At 64.4% G+C, this 13895-nt stretch carries 11 protein-coding genes and 1 pseudogene; 7 read left to right on the top strand and 5 right to left on the bottom strand.

All coding sequences use genetic code 11. From position 1 onward, the window contains the following. Nucleotides 1-2: 2 nt before the first annotated feature. Nucleotides 3-1193: an ABC transporter permease gene (locus tag IVB05_RS06770; RefSeq protein WP_247783639.1), complete on the top strand. Its 1191-nt coding sequence runs from the start codon at nt 3-5 to the stop codon at nt 1191-1193. A gap of 3 nt (nt 1194-1196) precedes the next feature. Here the strand turns inward: IVB05_RS06770 and IVB05_RS06765 are convergent. Further along, nucleotides 1197-2175, bottom strand: a pseudogene (locus IVB05_RS06765) (tripartite tricarboxylate transporter substrate binding protein). Nucleotides 2176-2286: 111 nt separating this feature from the next. Between IVB05_RS06765 and IVB05_RS06760 the strand changes: the two are divergent. Both IVB05_RS06760 and IVB05_RS06755 read left to right on the top strand, forming a co-directional pair. Then, nucleotides 2287-3009, top strand: a complete 723-nt coding sequence (locus IVB05_RS06760) for a LysR substrate-binding domain-containing protein (RefSeq protein ID WP_247783638.1) — start codon at nt 2287-2289, stop codon at nt 3007-3009. A gap of 289 nt (nt 3010-3298) precedes the next feature. After that, the gene (locus tag IVB05_RS06755) at nt 3299-5977 is read left to right on the top strand and encodes an alpha/beta hydrolase fold domain-containing protein (RefSeq protein WP_247783637.1); all 2679 of its coding nucleotides are present in this window, start codon (nt 3299-3301) and stop codon (nt 5975-5977) included. 57 nt (nt 5978-6034) lie between these two features. Here the strand turns inward: IVB05_RS06755 and IVB05_RS06750 are convergent, their stop codons facing one another. Next, on the bottom strand, nt 6035-6421 hold the full coding sequence (locus IVB05_RS06750; protein WP_247783636.1) for a TfoX/Sxy family protein: 387 nt from the start codon (nt 6419-6421) through the stop codon (nt 6035-6037). Nucleotides 6422-6606: 185 nt separating this feature from the next. Between IVB05_RS06750 and IVB05_RS06745 the strand changes: the two genes are divergently transcribed. The 3 genes from IVB05_RS06745 (at nt 6607) to IVB05_RS06735 (ending at nt 8464) form a co-directional block, all read left to right on the top strand. After that, the gene (locus tag IVB05_RS06745) at nt 6607-6990 is read left to right on the top strand and encodes a nuclear transport factor 2 family protein (protein ID WP_247783635.1); all 384 of its coding nucleotides are present in this window, start codon (nt 6607-6609) and stop codon (nt 6988-6990) included. A gap of 39 nt (nt 6991-7029) precedes the next feature. Then, complete coding sequence (locus IVB05_RS06740; RefSeq protein ID WP_247783634.1) at nt 7030-7530, top strand: L-2-amino-thiazoline-4-carboxylic acid hydrolase; 501 nt, start codon at nt 7030-7032, stop codon at nt 7528-7530. 82 nt (nt 7531-7612) lie between these two features. Next, the gene (locus IVB05_RS06735; protein ID WP_247783633.1) at nt 7613-8464 is read left to right on the top strand and encodes a phytanoyl-CoA dioxygenase family protein; all 852 of its coding nucleotides are present in this window, start codon (nt 7613-7615) and stop codon (nt 8462-8464) included. 34 nt (nt 8465-8498) lie between these two features. On the opposite strand, the gene IVB05_RS06730 is transcribed toward IVB05_RS06735, so the two are convergent. Further along, entirely contained in the window at nt 8499-10163 is a 1665-nt protein-coding gene (locus tag IVB05_RS06730) for an NAD(P)/FAD-dependent oxidoreductase (protein ID WP_247783632.1), read from the bottom strand. A 168-nt stretch (nt 10164-10331) separates the two neighbouring features. Then, a complete protein-coding gene (locus IVB05_RS06725) occupies nt 10332-11063 on the bottom strand; it encodes a gamma-glutamylcyclotransferase (RefSeq protein WP_247783631.1) in 732 nt (243 codons plus the stop codon). A gap of 202 nt (nt 11064-11265) precedes the next feature. Between IVB05_RS06725 and IVB05_RS06720 the strand changes: the two genes are divergently transcribed. Continuing rightward, a complete protein-coding gene (locus IVB05_RS06720) occupies nt 11266-12858 on the top strand; it encodes a gamma-glutamyltransferase (protein ID WP_247786609.1) in 1593 nt (530 codons plus the stop codon). An 89-nt stretch (nt 12859-12947) separates the two neighbouring features. Here IVB05_RS06720 and IVB05_RS06715 read toward each other — a convergent pair whose 3' ends face one another. After that, entirely contained in the window at nt 12948-13811 is an 864-nt protein-coding gene (locus tag IVB05_RS06715; RefSeq protein ID WP_247783630.1) for a DUF1236 domain-containing protein, read from the bottom strand. Between the last annotated feature and the right edge of the window lie 84 nt (nt 13812-13895).

Raw genomic sequence — 13895 nt, 5'->3', positions numbered from 1 at the left:
GCATGCGTTCGCTCTGGCTTCAAGTCGCGGCGGTGACCGCCATCAATCTCAGGAGCATCGCGCAGCGGCGCTGGCTCTCGCTCTCGACGGTGATCGCGATCGCGCTTGTGGTGATCGTCCTGCTCGCATTCCTGGCAATGGCCAACGGCTTCCAGCGCACCATAGCGGGATCCGGCGCCGATGACATCGCGATCGTGCTGCGGGCCGGCTCGCAGGCCGAAATCAACAGCACGGTGAGCCGCGATCAGGTGCGGCTGATCGAGGACGGTCCCGGCATCGCCCGCGGCAGCGATGGCAAGCCGCTGATCTCGCCGGAACTCTATCTCGTGGTCGACGGCATCAAGCGCTCGACCAAGACCAAGGCCAACCTGCCGCTGCGCGGGATCGGCGAACAGGGCAGCACGCTGCGCAAGGACATCGTCATCACCGCAGGCCGCATGTTCAGCCGCGGCAGCAACGAGGTCGTGGTCGGCAAGGCACTGCTGCGGGAATTCGAAGGATTCGACCTCGGCTCTACCGTGTCGTTCGGCGCCACGCGCTGGACCGTCGTCGGCGTGTTCGAGGCCGGCGGCAGCGTGTTCGAATCCGAGATCTGGGCCGATCTCAACGTGGTGCAGAGCCTGTTCAACCGCAACAACATCGTCCAGACCGTGCGCGTGCGCCTCACCGGACCGGCCGCGCTCAATGAGCTCAAAAGCTACAGCGACAACGATCCGCGGCTGAAGCTCGACGTCAAATCCGAAGCGGCCTACTTCGCCGAGCAGGCGTCGCAGACCTCCGATCTGATTCAGAAACTTGGCTGGCCCTTGGCGATCGCGATGGCGCTGGGGGCGGTCGCCGGCGCGCTCAACACGATGTATTCGTCGGTCGCCGCCCGCGCAACGGAAATCGCAACGCTGCGCGCCATCGGCTTCGGCGGCTTCCCTGCGTTCGTCGGGACGCTCGCGGAATCGCTGTTGCTTGCCGCCATCGGCGGCCTGTTAGGCGCCGCCGCCACCTATTTGATTTTCGACGGCGTCACGGCCTCGACCCTTGGCGGCAACTTCACGCAGGTGGTGTTCGACTTCAAGCTCAGTCCCTGGCTGATTGCCGAGGGTGTTGCGCTGGCGCTGATCGTGGGCCTGATCGGCGGATTGTTTCCGGCCCTGCGGGCTGCGCGATTGCCGATCGTCGAGGGCCTGTACGCGAACTGAATCTTATTCCCCCTTGAGCCCTGCCGCGCGGATCACCTCGCCCCATTTGCGCGTCTCGTCGTCGATGAACTTGCCGAACTCGCCCGCCGTGCCGGGACGCGTTTCCAGTCCCTGGGCGAGCAGCTTCTGCTTCACCTCGGGATCGGCCAGGACGCGAATAATTTCTGCCTGCAGGCGATCGACGATAGCGCCCGGCGTCGCCGCCGGCGCCATGAAGCCGTACCAACCGGACGCGACCACGTTGGAAAGGCCCTGCTCGCGCAAGGTGAAAGCCTCGGGGTAAATCGGGCTGCGCGCTGCCGACGCCACACCCAGCACACGCAACTGACCGCTCTGGATATGCGGCAAGGCGGTACTGAGCGCGGTTAACGTGGCGTCGAGACGGCTCGCCAGCAGTTCCGTGTAGGCCATGTTGTCGCCGCGGAAGGGCACGATGAGGCCCTTGACGCCAGCATCGCGAAACAGCAACTCGGCGGCCAGATGGGGCTGCGAGCCTGCGCCCGGAGAACCAAAGGTCAGGCCTTCGGGCTTCGACCTGCCGTAGTCGATCATTTTCCTGAAGGGTCCTGAAGGGCGCCTGCGCGTTCACCACCAGGAACAGCGGCGCCATCATGGCCATCGCCACCGGCTGCAAATCCTTGCGGTTGTAGTTCAGTTTCTCGAACAAGGCCTCGGCCGTCGCAAACGGCGCGGCCGCATAGAGGAAGGTGTATCCATCCGGCACTGCGCGCGAGACCAGCTCGTTGGCGACGCGAGTGCCCGCGCCCGGCTTGTTCTCGACGATGAACTGCTGGTTGAGGCTGCGCCCGAACTGCTCGGCCAGGATACGCAACGAGATGTCGCTGGCCCCGCCCGCCCCATAGGGCGACACCAGCCGCACGATCCGCGACGGCCAATCGCCTTCGGCAAACGCCTGATGGTGCGGACCTGCGGCGAAGCCGGCGGCGATGGTCCCCAACAGGGTTCGGCGTGTGACTTTCATGAATGCCTCCTGGGAAGAAGAGCCGCCTGGAGTAGCGGCGCGTCCGTCCCGTTTTCATCGGGCCGCGTTTGGCGCGATCGCATTGCTGGATCGCCGGGCCTGGCGCGGCGCGTGCTCTCAAACCTGGACGAGGCGCTCGACAATTTGACCAATCTCAAGGAGCTTCGCCGCGGGCTGGTGCGTGTAGCTGCTCCCGAAACGCTATCCTGCACGCTGCTGCCTGAACTGATCGCCGGATACAACAACAGCCATCCGGGCGTGGACGTCCGCTTCGACGACGTGCCGATACAGGAGGTGCTGGCGGGCCTGCAGAACGGCTCTACCGACATCGGCTTCGGCCCGGCCGGCGTCGTTCCGGACCAATCGGTCGAAGTGCATATGATCTGCGCCGATCCACTCTGGGTGGCGTTGCGCAGCGATGACCCGCTGACAAAAGCCAAGTCGGTCAGTTGGAAGGATTTGCGCGAGCGGCCGCTGCTCAACTACATGCCCAACATCGCCATCAACGTGTTGAGCAACGTCCCGTCCCGGCATCATCCAAAAGAATTGGTGCCGGTGCACCGGGTAAACACCGCGCTGTCGATGCTGCGGGTCAGGCAAGGCGCCGTGATCTGCCCCTCGATGGCGGAGCCGCTGGTACGCGGCTTCGGACTGACGTTCCTGCCGCTGCTGCAGCCGGCCGTCAAATGGAAGATCGCGATGTTCGTAAGAAACAGCGCATCGCTCTCGCCCGCCGTGGAGAGTTTTCGCGACTTCACGCTGGATTTCAGCCCGAACTGGGCGACAAGCGGTGTCGATCGCCGCCGCACCAGCGAACGGCGCAAACGCATATAGCGAACGAGCAATCCAGTAGGATGGGTAGAGCGAAGCGAAACCCATCGAGCGAACCCGCCTCACGATTGATGGGTATCGCTTCGCTCCACCCATCCTACGATTTGTCATGCCCCGCGCAGAGCATGGCGGGTAAGTCGCTGCTTCACACGAAGAAATTCGCCAAATCATGAACCTGGAGCCTCGCACATCGCATCTGCCCGAAACATCCACCGATTGCATTTGTCTTGATGACAAACTGAACACGCGGCAGTAGCCTACCTCAAAATATAAAACGCACGGGAGGAGTGGCATGCCAGACGCAGCGGTCGCAGCACGTTCTTCTGAATCGGCAAACAGCGGCACGACGCAACAGGTCGATGTCGCCGTTGTCGGCGCCGGATTTGCCGGCCTCTATCTCCTGCATCGCCTGCGCAAGGCCGGCTTCTCGGCCGTCGTGATCGAGGAGGCCGGCGACGTCGGCGGCACCTGGTACTGGAACCGCTATCCCGGCGCACGCTGCGACATCCAGACCATCGACTACAGCTACACGTTCGATCCCGAACTGGAGAGCGCGTGGCAATGGTCGGAGAAATACGCCACCCAGCCCGAAATCCTGCGCTATCTCGGCTTCGTCGCCGACCGATACGAGCTGCGGCGCGACATCCGCTTTGGCACGAAGGTCACCGCAGCGAATTGGGATCAGACCGCTGAGCGTTGGTTGCTCACCACCGACAACGGCGCTGGTGTTTCCTGCCGCCACTACATCATGGCCACCGGCTGCCTCTCCGCGCCAAAACCGCCGGAGATCGATGGCGTCAAGGATTTTAAAGGCGAGATCTATTTCACCGGCCGCTGGCCGCATGAAGAGGTCAAGCTCGCCGGCAAGCGCATCGCCGTCATCGGCACGGGATCATCGGGCATCCAGTCGATCCCGCTGCTCGCGGAGCAGGCGGCGCAACTCACCGTCTTCCAGCGCACTCCGAACTTCGCCTTGCCCGCGCATAACGGCTCTGCGCCGGCGGACCGCCGCGCCATGCTGGAAGGCGACCGCGCCGCCTACCGCGAGCAGGCGCGCTGGTCACTCGCGGGCGTTCCCTATCCGCAACAGACGGCCGTGAGCTGGCAATTGAGCGACGCCGAACGCCGCGAACGCTTCGAGCAGGCGTGGGCCGCCGGCGATCTCGTCTACATCCTGACCCAGCTTTGGGCCGACCAGGGCGTCGACCTCGGCGGCAATACGCTGCTCGCCGACCTGGTCCGCGAGAAGATCCGCGACATCGTCAAGGACCCGGAGATAGCCGAAGCCTTGACCCCGCACGACCATCCGTTCGGTGCCAAGCGTCCCTGCCTCGATACCAACTATTACGCCACCTACAACCGCCCCAACGTCACGCTGGTGAACCTGCGGCAGGAGCCGATCACAGAGATCACAGCCACCGGCATCACGACCGGCAAGCGAACGTTCGACGTCGACGTGATCGTGTTCGCCACCGGCTTCGACGCCATGACCGGCGCCATCAAGGCGGTGCATCCGATCACCGGCCGCGATGGAAAATCGCTGTCCGACGTCTGGGCTAACGGCCCGCAGTCCTATCTCGGGCTCACAGTCTCCGGCTTCCCGAACCTGTTCCTGATCACCGGCCCGGGCAGCCCGTCGGTGCTTTCGAACATGGCGGTTTCGATCGAGCAGCATGTCGACTGGGTGGTCGACCGGCTGGCGGCGATGCGCGAGGCCGGCTTCACGACCATCGACGCGACCGAAACGGCGCAGGCCGGCTGGGCGCAGCACATGGCCGATTGCTCGATGATGACGCTCCATCGGCTGGCCAACACCTGGTACACGGGCGCCAACGTTCCCGGCAAGGCGCAGGGCGTGATGCCCTATACCGGCGGCGTCGGCCCCTACCGCAGCATCTGCAATGAGGTCGTCGGCCGCGGCATGCTCGGCTTCAAGCTGTCGGGCCCGGATGTTGCCGAGCAATGCAACGACGGCGAGGTGGTTCGCCTGCAGCCGGACGTGCGGCTGGTGCTGGGCATGCTGGCCGAGATGAACCTGCCGCAAATCGAACAGCTTGGCGCGCAGGGTGCGCGCGACTTTGCCTCCGAATTCAACAAGGGCCGCCCTGCCGGGAGGCCGGTCGGCGAAGTCGGCAGCGGCGCGCTGCAAGGCGCCGACGGTCCGCTGCCCTATCGTCTCTACCGACCGGCAACATCAGGGCCGCATCCGATCGTGGTCTATTTCCACGGCGGCGGCTGGGTATTCGGTGACGAGCAATCCGACGATCCGTTCTGCCGCGACATCTGCCGCCGCAGCGGAATGATCGTCGTCAGCGTCGGGTACCGTCATGCGCCCGAGCATCGCTTCCCGGCGGCGGCTGAGGATGGCTATGCGGCGACGCGCTGGATCGCCGAACATGCGGCCGAACTCGGCGGCAAACCGGGACCGGTGCTGGTCGCAGGCTGGAGCGCCGGCGCCAATATCGCCGCCGTCACCTGCCAGCTCGCGCGCGACCGCGGCGGCCCGTCCATTGCGGGCCAGTTGCTCGTGTGCCCGGTCACCGATTGCAGGTTCGACCGCCCGTCCTACACCGACAACGCGGTCGGTTATTTCCTGACGCGATCGCTGATGTTCTGGTTCTGGGACATCTATTGTTCGCCCGCCGACCGCACCGATCCGCGCGTCTCACCGCTGCGCGGCAATCTGGCCGGCCTGCCCCCAGCGTTCGTGACGACCTGCGAGTTCGATCCGCTGCGTGACGAGGGCATCGAATATGCCGAGGCGCTCGCTGCCGCAGGCGTCCCGGTCGAGCAGCTTCAGGCGCGTGGCCACATCCACACATCCCTGATGATGGTGGATGTCGTGATCACCGGCGTCAGCGGACGTGCAAAGATGGCGGAAGCGCTGCGCGGCTTTGCCGGGCTGCCCCGGAAGCTGGAAGCGAGCGGCGAGGATGCCTCGCCGATCGCGGTGAACGCTGCTGCGGGATAGCGCGCAAGGCAATGGATGGCTGGGAACCTGATCTGAGTATCTCTCAGCTCTGGTTGCTCACGAGCGCTTGTGTTGCCTTGACGCGTTGGGCTGCTTCGGCGCCGGCCGCTTCGCCGCAACCCGGTGTGCCGCCGCCAACGCAGCTTGCGCCCACGCGATGAGTTCATCGGGTTCGTCGAACAGCCGATCTGGCACGCGCCAGAACGCGAGGTCTATGGTCTGGCCCTTCTTCGCGTAGTTGAGCGGCGGAAACGCCTCGGCTTCCCTGAACGTCTCCCGGTTATCATCATCAACCCGGAAATAGAGCGTGTTCTCCGTCACCACGCCCAGCATAACCCCGTCGCAGAACACGCCGGTCTTGCCGAACATACGCCGCAGGGTGATATGGCCGAGCGAGGCGAGCTGCTCGCGCAGAAACTCGGCATAGGTTTCGCTGGCAACCATCCTCAATCCCGCTTGCGTTTCATTCTCCGCCACCGATGACAGGGGCCCGGCAGGTTGTCATGCAATAGATTTTCTACGTCAATCGCTCAATGAATTTCGCTTATAATCGCCGTGACATCAGCACTATCCTGCCAGATTCGCTCAAGATCTCCCAGTAAACCGAAAGCATCGGAAGTTCATATCTCATGACCGGTACAGACGATACAAAAGGCATCGAAAGCGTGATCCAGTCCTACCTCGACGGTCTCCACGAGGGCGACGCCGTCAAGATTGCGAGTGCCTTTCATCCGACCAGCGCGCTGACCAGCATCTCGGAGGCGGGCGAACTGACGATCACGCCGCGCGACGTCTGGCTGGACAACGTCCGGAACAGGCCGTCGCCAAAGCAGCGAGGCCTGTCGCGCCACGATCAGGTGCTGTCGATCGATCTCGTCGGTCCGACGATGGCCTACGTCAAGCTCAAATGCGCGATTCCGCCGCGCTTCTTTACCGATCAACTGTCGCTGTTGAAGATCGACGGCCGCTGGCAGATCGCGCAAAAGGTCTTCATGACCGAGCTGCGGGAATAGTCTGCCGCAGGCGCGCCGCAGCATGAAAGGAAGCCCGCGATGAACGTACTCGACGATTACATGGTCGATCCGCGCCTGTCGCTGCTGGACAAGACGCGGATCCAGGCCCAGGTCCTGGTGCCCGTGCTGCGGGCGTTGCGCGCTGAACTGGGCAAGGAAAGGGCCGATGCGATCGTAAAGGACGCGCTGCGCGACTGGTCGAAGCAACTATTCGCCGCCGTGGGCGAAAGCGTTCAGGGCAGCGCGCGGCGCAAATGGGCGGCGATGCATACGGCGCTAGCCGAAGTCACCGAACGGGAAGTGACGGTGGATATGCGCCGTCACGATGAGGAAGCGCTGGAATTCGACGTCACGCATTGCCGCTTCGCGGAATTCTTTCGCGCGCTCGGCGAGCCGGAACTCGGCGCGCTGCTGGTCTGCGCCACCGATTTCGATATCGTCGCGGCCGGTGGCAGTGAGGTCGGCCTCACGCGCGACCAGACCCTGATGCAGGGCGCACCGAGCTGCACGTTCCGCTACAGGTTCGCGCCGCGAACGTAATTGCCTCGTGAAAAACGCTCTCAATCGAATATGATGTCCCCCAACAAGCCCGGCTTGACCGGGCTCGCAAGGGAGAGCGCCGATGGCAGCGACAGCGGAGCAAGCGTCACCCTGGCTCAAGGGACGATCATTCGCCTCCTTAAGGGAAGAGTTCGACCGCAGCGGTTACCTGATCTTCGAACGCGTTCTTACGCCCGATCGCGTCGCTGAAATCCGCGCGGCGCTGGCCCCGCATCTGGCGCGCGATCTGCTCGGCCGCAACGATTTTGAAGGCACCAGAACCAACCGGATCTATGCCCTGCTGGCGAAATCGCCGGTCTTTGCGGAACTCGCGATCCATCCGCTCGCCATGGCCTTTGTCGAGGCTGAACTCGGCGAGAGCTGCCTGCTGTCCGCCATGCTCGCGATCAATCTGCATCCCGGCGAGACGGTGCAGCCTTGGCACTTCGACGACGGCGGCGTCAAGATCCCGCGGCCTCGCCCTGCCCTTGGCATCTCTACGTTCTGGGCGATCGACGACACGACCGAACAAAATGGCGCGACCGAAATCATCCCGGGAAGCCATCTGTGGGACGGGGAGTATATCGCGGGCGCGCTGCAGCCTGCTCATTTCACCAACGAAGCCGATCACGATGAGGGCAACAGGGCGGACGCCGTCAAGCTCATCATGCCGTCGGGATCGCTGGCGATCACCAAGGGAACGCTGTGGCACCGCGGCGGCGCCAACAGGTCAGACCGGCCGCGCCTGATCGTCACGCCGCAATACTGCGTGGGCTGGGTGCGGCAACTCGAGAACATGGCGCTCGCCGTCCCCGCCGAAGTGGCGAGCCAATTGCCGGAGCGCGCCCGCGAACTGATCGGCTATTCGATCCATCCGCCGTTCATGGGATATGTCGACGGCGTTCATCCCCGGCGCCTGCTGCGGACGCATTGACTGGTGCAAGGGCGCCGCGGCCTCACCGCACGCCCTACTCTGCAGCGGTCGCAGACCTCACTGAGACCCGCGCGTCCGCATCGAACACGATGCCCTCATAGCCCTTCTGCGCAACGTCGGTGATGGCGGCGACATATTTCGGCGTGCCGCCATTATAGACGAGGTAGCGCGTCTTGCCGTGCTCGTGGCCGGGGATGTTGGAATTGTAGCCGGTGAACCATGACTTGGCTTTGCGCATCAGCATGATGGCGTACATCTTCGTCACATGCGCGGTCCAGCGCGCCTGCGCTTCGGCCGTTGGCTCCGCCCGCGTGTAGCCGCGGCTCGATATGTGCTCGAGCAGGCCCATGCACCAGCCGACGCCGTTCTCGATGCCGCGCGGAAAGTTGGTGGAGGCCGAACCGCTTTGCGGCCCGGTCGGCATCAGCAGGTTCGGAAAACCATGGGCCATCATGCCGAGAAAGGTCGAGGGTCCGTCGCGCCATTGGTCGGCCAGTTTCACCCCGCCCGTGCCGGTGATGTCGATCGCATCGAATGAGCCGGTGATGGCGTCGAAGCCGGTGGAATAGACGAGGATATCGAGTTCGTAATCGCGCGCGCTGGTGCGCAGGCCGGCCTCGGTCACCCGCTCGATCGGGGTCTCGCTGATGTCGACGAGGTGCACGTTGTCGCGGTTATAGGCCTCGAAGTAATTGGTCTCCAGCGGCACCCGCTGCACGCCAAAGCCATGATCTTTCGGAATCAGCTTTTCCGCCGTCACCGGGTCCTTCACGCGCCGACGGATGCGGTCGGCGATGTAGGCGGAAAATTCGGCGTTGGCCGCCTCATCGGTAAAAATCTCGCGAAAGTTGCTCAGCCAGATGCCGAAGCCGGGCTCGTCATAGAGCTTGTCCCACAGCGCCAGCCGCTCCTCGCGCGTGGCCTCATAGAAGCCGCGCCGGTCCGGCTCGTGCTCGAAGCCGCCGGGCGTGCGCTTGCAGGCGGCAAAGATTTCGTCGTAGCGCGAACGGATGTCGGCCATCTCCTCGTCCGAGATCGGGCTGTTGTTGAGCGGCGCGCTCCAGTTCGGACGACGCTGAAACACCGTGAGTTCGTCGACCATGTCTGCGATTTCGCCGATCACCTGGATAGCGGTCGCGCCGGTGCCGATGATGCCGACCTTCTTGCCGGCCAGCTCGACCGGTTCGTGCGGCCAATGAAACGTGTGGAACGAACGCCCCTTGAACGTCTCCATGCCTTGCAGCCGCGGCAGCGTCGGCGTCGACAGCAACCCGATCGTTAGAATCACGAACCGGCAGGTCAGCTCAAAGCCGTCGTTGAGCCGGAGCCGCCACAGATGATTTGCCTCGTCGAAGGCCGCCGACTCTACCTTAAGATTGAACCGCATATATTTGCGGAGATCGAACTTGTCGGCGACGTAGTTGAGGTAGCGCAGGTTCTCCGGCTGCGCCGAAAATCGCTCCTTCCAGTGCCACTCGTTGAGCAGCTCTTTCGAAAAGGAATAGCCGTAGGTGTAGCTCTCGGAATCGAAACGCGCGCCCGGGTAACGGTTCCAGTACCAGGTGCCGCCGAGATCGGGAGCGGCATCCAGCACGAGGGCGTCCACTCCGAGATCGGCCAACCGCTTGATCTGGTAAATGCCCGACACCCCCGCGCCAACGACGACGACCTCGTAATACGACTTGATGTCCCCGGTCATGCGCGGCTTCCCCGTTGTTGTTTCTTGGACGATTTGGCGCAGTCGCGTTGGACTATACTCAATAATTCGCGTCGTGCACTTGGGTCAGGATGCCGGGTTGCATTGCAAAAACGGCCCGCTCAAACATTGTTTGAAAGCGGAGCACGGTGTCGCCTCTCGACGGGTGTGTCACATTCCCGGCGTGGCGCCGATCTCGGCGTGGAGTTGCGCGACATACGGATCCTCGATCCCCAGCGCTTCCAGCTGCGTCGCCAGTTGCACGAGATATTCCCTGTTGGTGCCGAGGATGCCCTTCCCGCTCGCGATCAGGCGCGTGGTCTCGCCGAGCGGCAGCTCGCCGACATAGCTCGGGTGCAAAGGGTTCGAGACGAACGCAAGCGCCTCGATCGGACCCTGCGGCGTCTGCATCGGCACCAGCGCCGGCGCATAGCCGCCGCGCAGCATCTCGCGGCGCCACAGGATCGCGGTCTCTGTATGGACGGAGGAGGCCGCGATGCGGAACGCCAGCCCGCGGCAACATCCTTCCTGCGGCTCCAGCGAAAGCATCAGCGCCGGATGGTCATGCGAGCCCCGGCCAAGGTTGATCTTCAGCGTGAAGCGGCGCTGATAGTTTTCGACGTCGGCAAGCCGGACTTCGGCGAAATGGAATCCGGGGTCCCACATCAGCGAGCCGTAGCAATAGATCCAGAGGTCAGAGCCGGCCTTGTGATCGCCGAGCACCGCAAGCCGTGACGCTTCGATCACCTCGTCTGACAGCCGCCAGTCCGCTGGCCATCCCGCTTCCCGCACACGCTGCTCCCACATCGCAAACATCTTGGGCGTCAGGCGCAGCCGCGATTTTTCCGGATGCGTCACCCGGGTCCGAAGTTCGGGCAAATGAATGAATGCGTCCGCGGTCAAGCCGGCATGCTCCTCTGGTGATGCGGCAATTCTTCGCAATGTGCCATTGTCGCCCCGCCAGCGCCAACCTTGAAGACGAACGAATGTGGTCCCCTTGCATGTTATTCTGTCATGGCTCGCCCAGGATTTTTAGGGTGTAATGAAGCTCACCCCGACCACGCCCGCCACCCGCAAACTTTCACCCGATATCGAAGGCCATCCGATGCGCGACCAGTTCTCCAATACGCAAGCGATCCGCAAACCTGCGGTCACCTCCAAAGGCGGCATCGTCGCGGCGCAATCCAGCAAGGCTGCGCACGTCGGCGCCGAGGTGCTGGCCGCGGGCGGCGACTGCGTCGACGCCGTGATTGCGACCACCTTTGCGCTGGGCGTGCTGGAGCCCTGGATGAGCGGGCTCGGCGGCGGCGGCGCGATGGTGCTCTACCGGGCGCGCGAAGACCGCTATGAGGTGATCGACTACGGCATGCGCGCGCCGGCGAGCCTCAACCCTGCGGATTATCCGCTGACCGGCGGTGGCGCGGCGTCCGATATTTTCCCCTGGCCGCGCGTGAAGGACGACCGCAACCTTCATGGCCCCGGCTCGATCGCCGTGCCCGGCGTGGTGGCCGGCATGGAGGAAGCGCATCGCCGCCACGCAAAACTGCCGTGGAAGGAATTGCTGGCGCCGAGCGTCAAGCTCGCCGGCGAAGGCCTCTTGGTCGACTGGTGGACCACGCTGATGATTTCGAGTGTGGCTGCGGATTTGCGGCGTTACCCCGCGAGCGCCGCCGCCTATCTGCTGGACGGGCTGCCGCCGAATCCGCTATGGGGCATCAAGTCGGAAGTCCGCATGCCGCAGGACCGGCTCCAGGCCACGATGGCGCAGCTCGCCAGCGCCGGCCCGCGTGATTTCTACGAGGGCGACCTGGCGAACAGCCTCGCTGCCGACATCCAGGCCGCCGACGGCGCGCTGTCGGTCGAAGACCTCAAGCCGTTCCGCGCCCATCTGCGCGAGCCGCTGGCCATTCCCTATCGCGGCGGCAAGGTGTTCGCGACATCAGAACTCACCGCCGGACCGACGCTGTCGCGCACGCTCGGCCTGCTGCAGCACGATCTCAAGCCCGCGCGCGGCGGACCGGATGCAGCAGCCTACGTCGCCTATGCCTCGGCGCTGCAGGCGGCCTATCGCGAGCGGCTGAAGGACATGGGCGATGAAGACGGCAGGCGTTCGCTCGGCGCGGAAGCGCTAGCGCCGGCCTGCACCACGCATTTCTCGGCGGTCGATCGCGACGGCAACATGGCCGCGGTGACGCAGACGCTGCTGTCGACCTTCGGCTCCAAATTCGTATCTGGCCAGACCGGCATCACCATGAACAACGGCATCATGTGGTTCGATCCGACGCCGGGCACGCCGAATTCGCTGGCGCCGGGCAAGCGCTGCCTGACCAATTACACGCCGGTGCTGGCGCAGGCGGGTGATGGCCGCCGCGCTGCCATCGGCGCTTCCGGCGGGCGGCGCATCCTGCCGGCGGTGAGCCAGCTTCTGTCCTTTGTGATGGATTACAGCATGGATCTCGATGCGGCGATTCACCAGCCGCGCATCGACGCCAGCGAGGGCGCCGTGGTGATCGGCGATGTTCGCCTGCCGCAGGCCGCGCGCGAGGCACTTGGCGCGCGCTTCGACTACGAGGAAGCCCGCATCCAGACCCTGCCGATGAAATTCGCCTGCCCCAGCATCGTGCTGCGCGACGGCGACACCAACAGCGGCGCGACCGAGGTGTTCCAGCCGTGGAGCGAGGCGGTGGCGGAAAGCTGAAGCGAGCAGCACCACGTCGCGCGAACAAAGAAAGTGCGGCACTGATGCCGCACTTCTCTTGCTCAGCGATGGTCAGCGCGTCCGCTTGCCTACCGAGGCTGCGGCTCGATCGTCACCATGCAATCGGCGCCGCTCTGACCTGACACCACGATCTGTCCGTCCCCAGCACCCAGCGCAATCGGCGCGGTCGAGGCTCCACCGGGGACGCGGACCGTGACGCTGATGGCTTCCTGCTGTGCCGCCGAACCGACGGTCTGCGGCGTGAGTTCGGTGACATTGCCGGCGGTGTCGCGCCGCATGATGCGGCACGGCGAAGCACCACCGGCGGCGGCCATCGAGCTGGTGTATCCGGCTGTACCGCTCGTGCTCCCAGTGTCGCTTGCGCCGCCGGCGGCGCGAATACGGGAGGCGTCACGCGGGACCTGGCTGACGATCCGCTTGGTGCGCGGCTCGACGATGACGATGTCGTCATCGGTCGTGAAGTACTCGTAATCACGGTACTCCGGTTCGATCGAGACGATCTCCCGAGGCAGCCGATGGAACCGCACATGGCGCGGCACAGGTTCGCCGATCCGGATCGCGATGTTGAGGTTGCGCTGCGGCGGCGCCAGACGCTCGCGGGTCAGTGTCTGGGAAATCCGTACCTGCTTTTCAGTCGAGATATTCGACTGCTGACCGGCCTGCGTCTGGCCGGTCTGGCTCTGGGTGGTTTGGCTAGCGGGAGCGCCCTGCGCACTGGTGGGAGGCTGCGTCCGCGTTGTGTCCGTCGCGGTAGATGGCCGGCCCGCATCCTTATCCTGCTCCGCAGCACCCTTCGAGCCGTCGCGCTGATCACGGCCGGATTCCTTCTGTGTCGTAGTCGTTCCCTCGCGCTCCTTCTGAGTGGCCGTGGTTCCATCCTTCGACTTTTCCTGCTCCGCCGTGGACTTGCCGCGCGCTTTATCGCGATCCATCTCGGCGCTGCCTTTGCTGTCCTTGGCGTCCTTGCCTTCACGGGCTGTTTGTGCGTCGCGGCCGCCCTGGCGGGAATCCTGCGC

The sequence above is a fragment of the Bradyrhizobium sp. 170 genome, assembly GCF_023101085.1.
In the GTDB taxonomy this organism is placed as follows: domain Bacteria; phylum Pseudomonadota; class Alphaproteobacteria; order Rhizobiales; family Xanthobacteraceae; genus Bradyrhizobium.
This window is presented reverse-complemented; position numbering and strand designations above follow the sequence as displayed.

Bases quoted from the DNA above. Each gene is read 5' to 3' on its own strand.
- IVB05_RS06770 (WP_247783639.1), top strand. From the start codon at position 3: ATGCGTTCGCTCTGGCTTCAAGTCGCGGCGGTGACCGCCATCAATCTC.
- IVB05_RS06755 (WP_247783637.1), top strand. From the start codon at position 3,299: ATGCCAGACGCAGCGGTCGCAGCACGTTCTTCTGAATCGGCAAACAGC.
- IVB05_RS06750 (WP_247783636.1), bottom strand. From the start codon at position 6,421: ATGGTTGCCAGCGAAACCTATGCCGAGTTTCTGCGCGAGCAGCTCGCC.
- IVB05_RS06745 (WP_247783635.1), top strand. From the start codon at position 6,607: ATGACCGGTACAGACGATACAAAAGGCATCGAAAGCGTGATCCAGTCC.
- IVB05_RS06740 (WP_247783634.1), top strand. From the start codon at position 7,030: ATGAACGTACTCGACGATTACATGGTCGATCCGCGCCTGTCGCTGCTG.
- IVB05_RS06735 (WP_247783633.1), top strand. From the start codon at position 7,613: ATGGCAGCGACAGCGGAGCAAGCGTCACCCTGGCTCAAGGGACGATCA.
- IVB05_RS06730 (WP_247783632.1), bottom strand. From the start codon at position 10,163: ATGACCGGGGACATCAAGTCGTATTACGAGGTCGTCGTCGTTGGCGCG.
- IVB05_RS06720 (WP_247786609.1), top strand. From the start codon at position 11,266: ATGCGCGACCAGTTCTCCAATACGCAAGCGATCCGCAAACCTGCGGTC.
- IVB05_RS06715 (WP_247783630.1), bottom strand. From the start codon at position 13,811: ATGGATCGCGATAAAGCGCGCGGCAAGTCCACGGCGGAGCAGGAAAAG.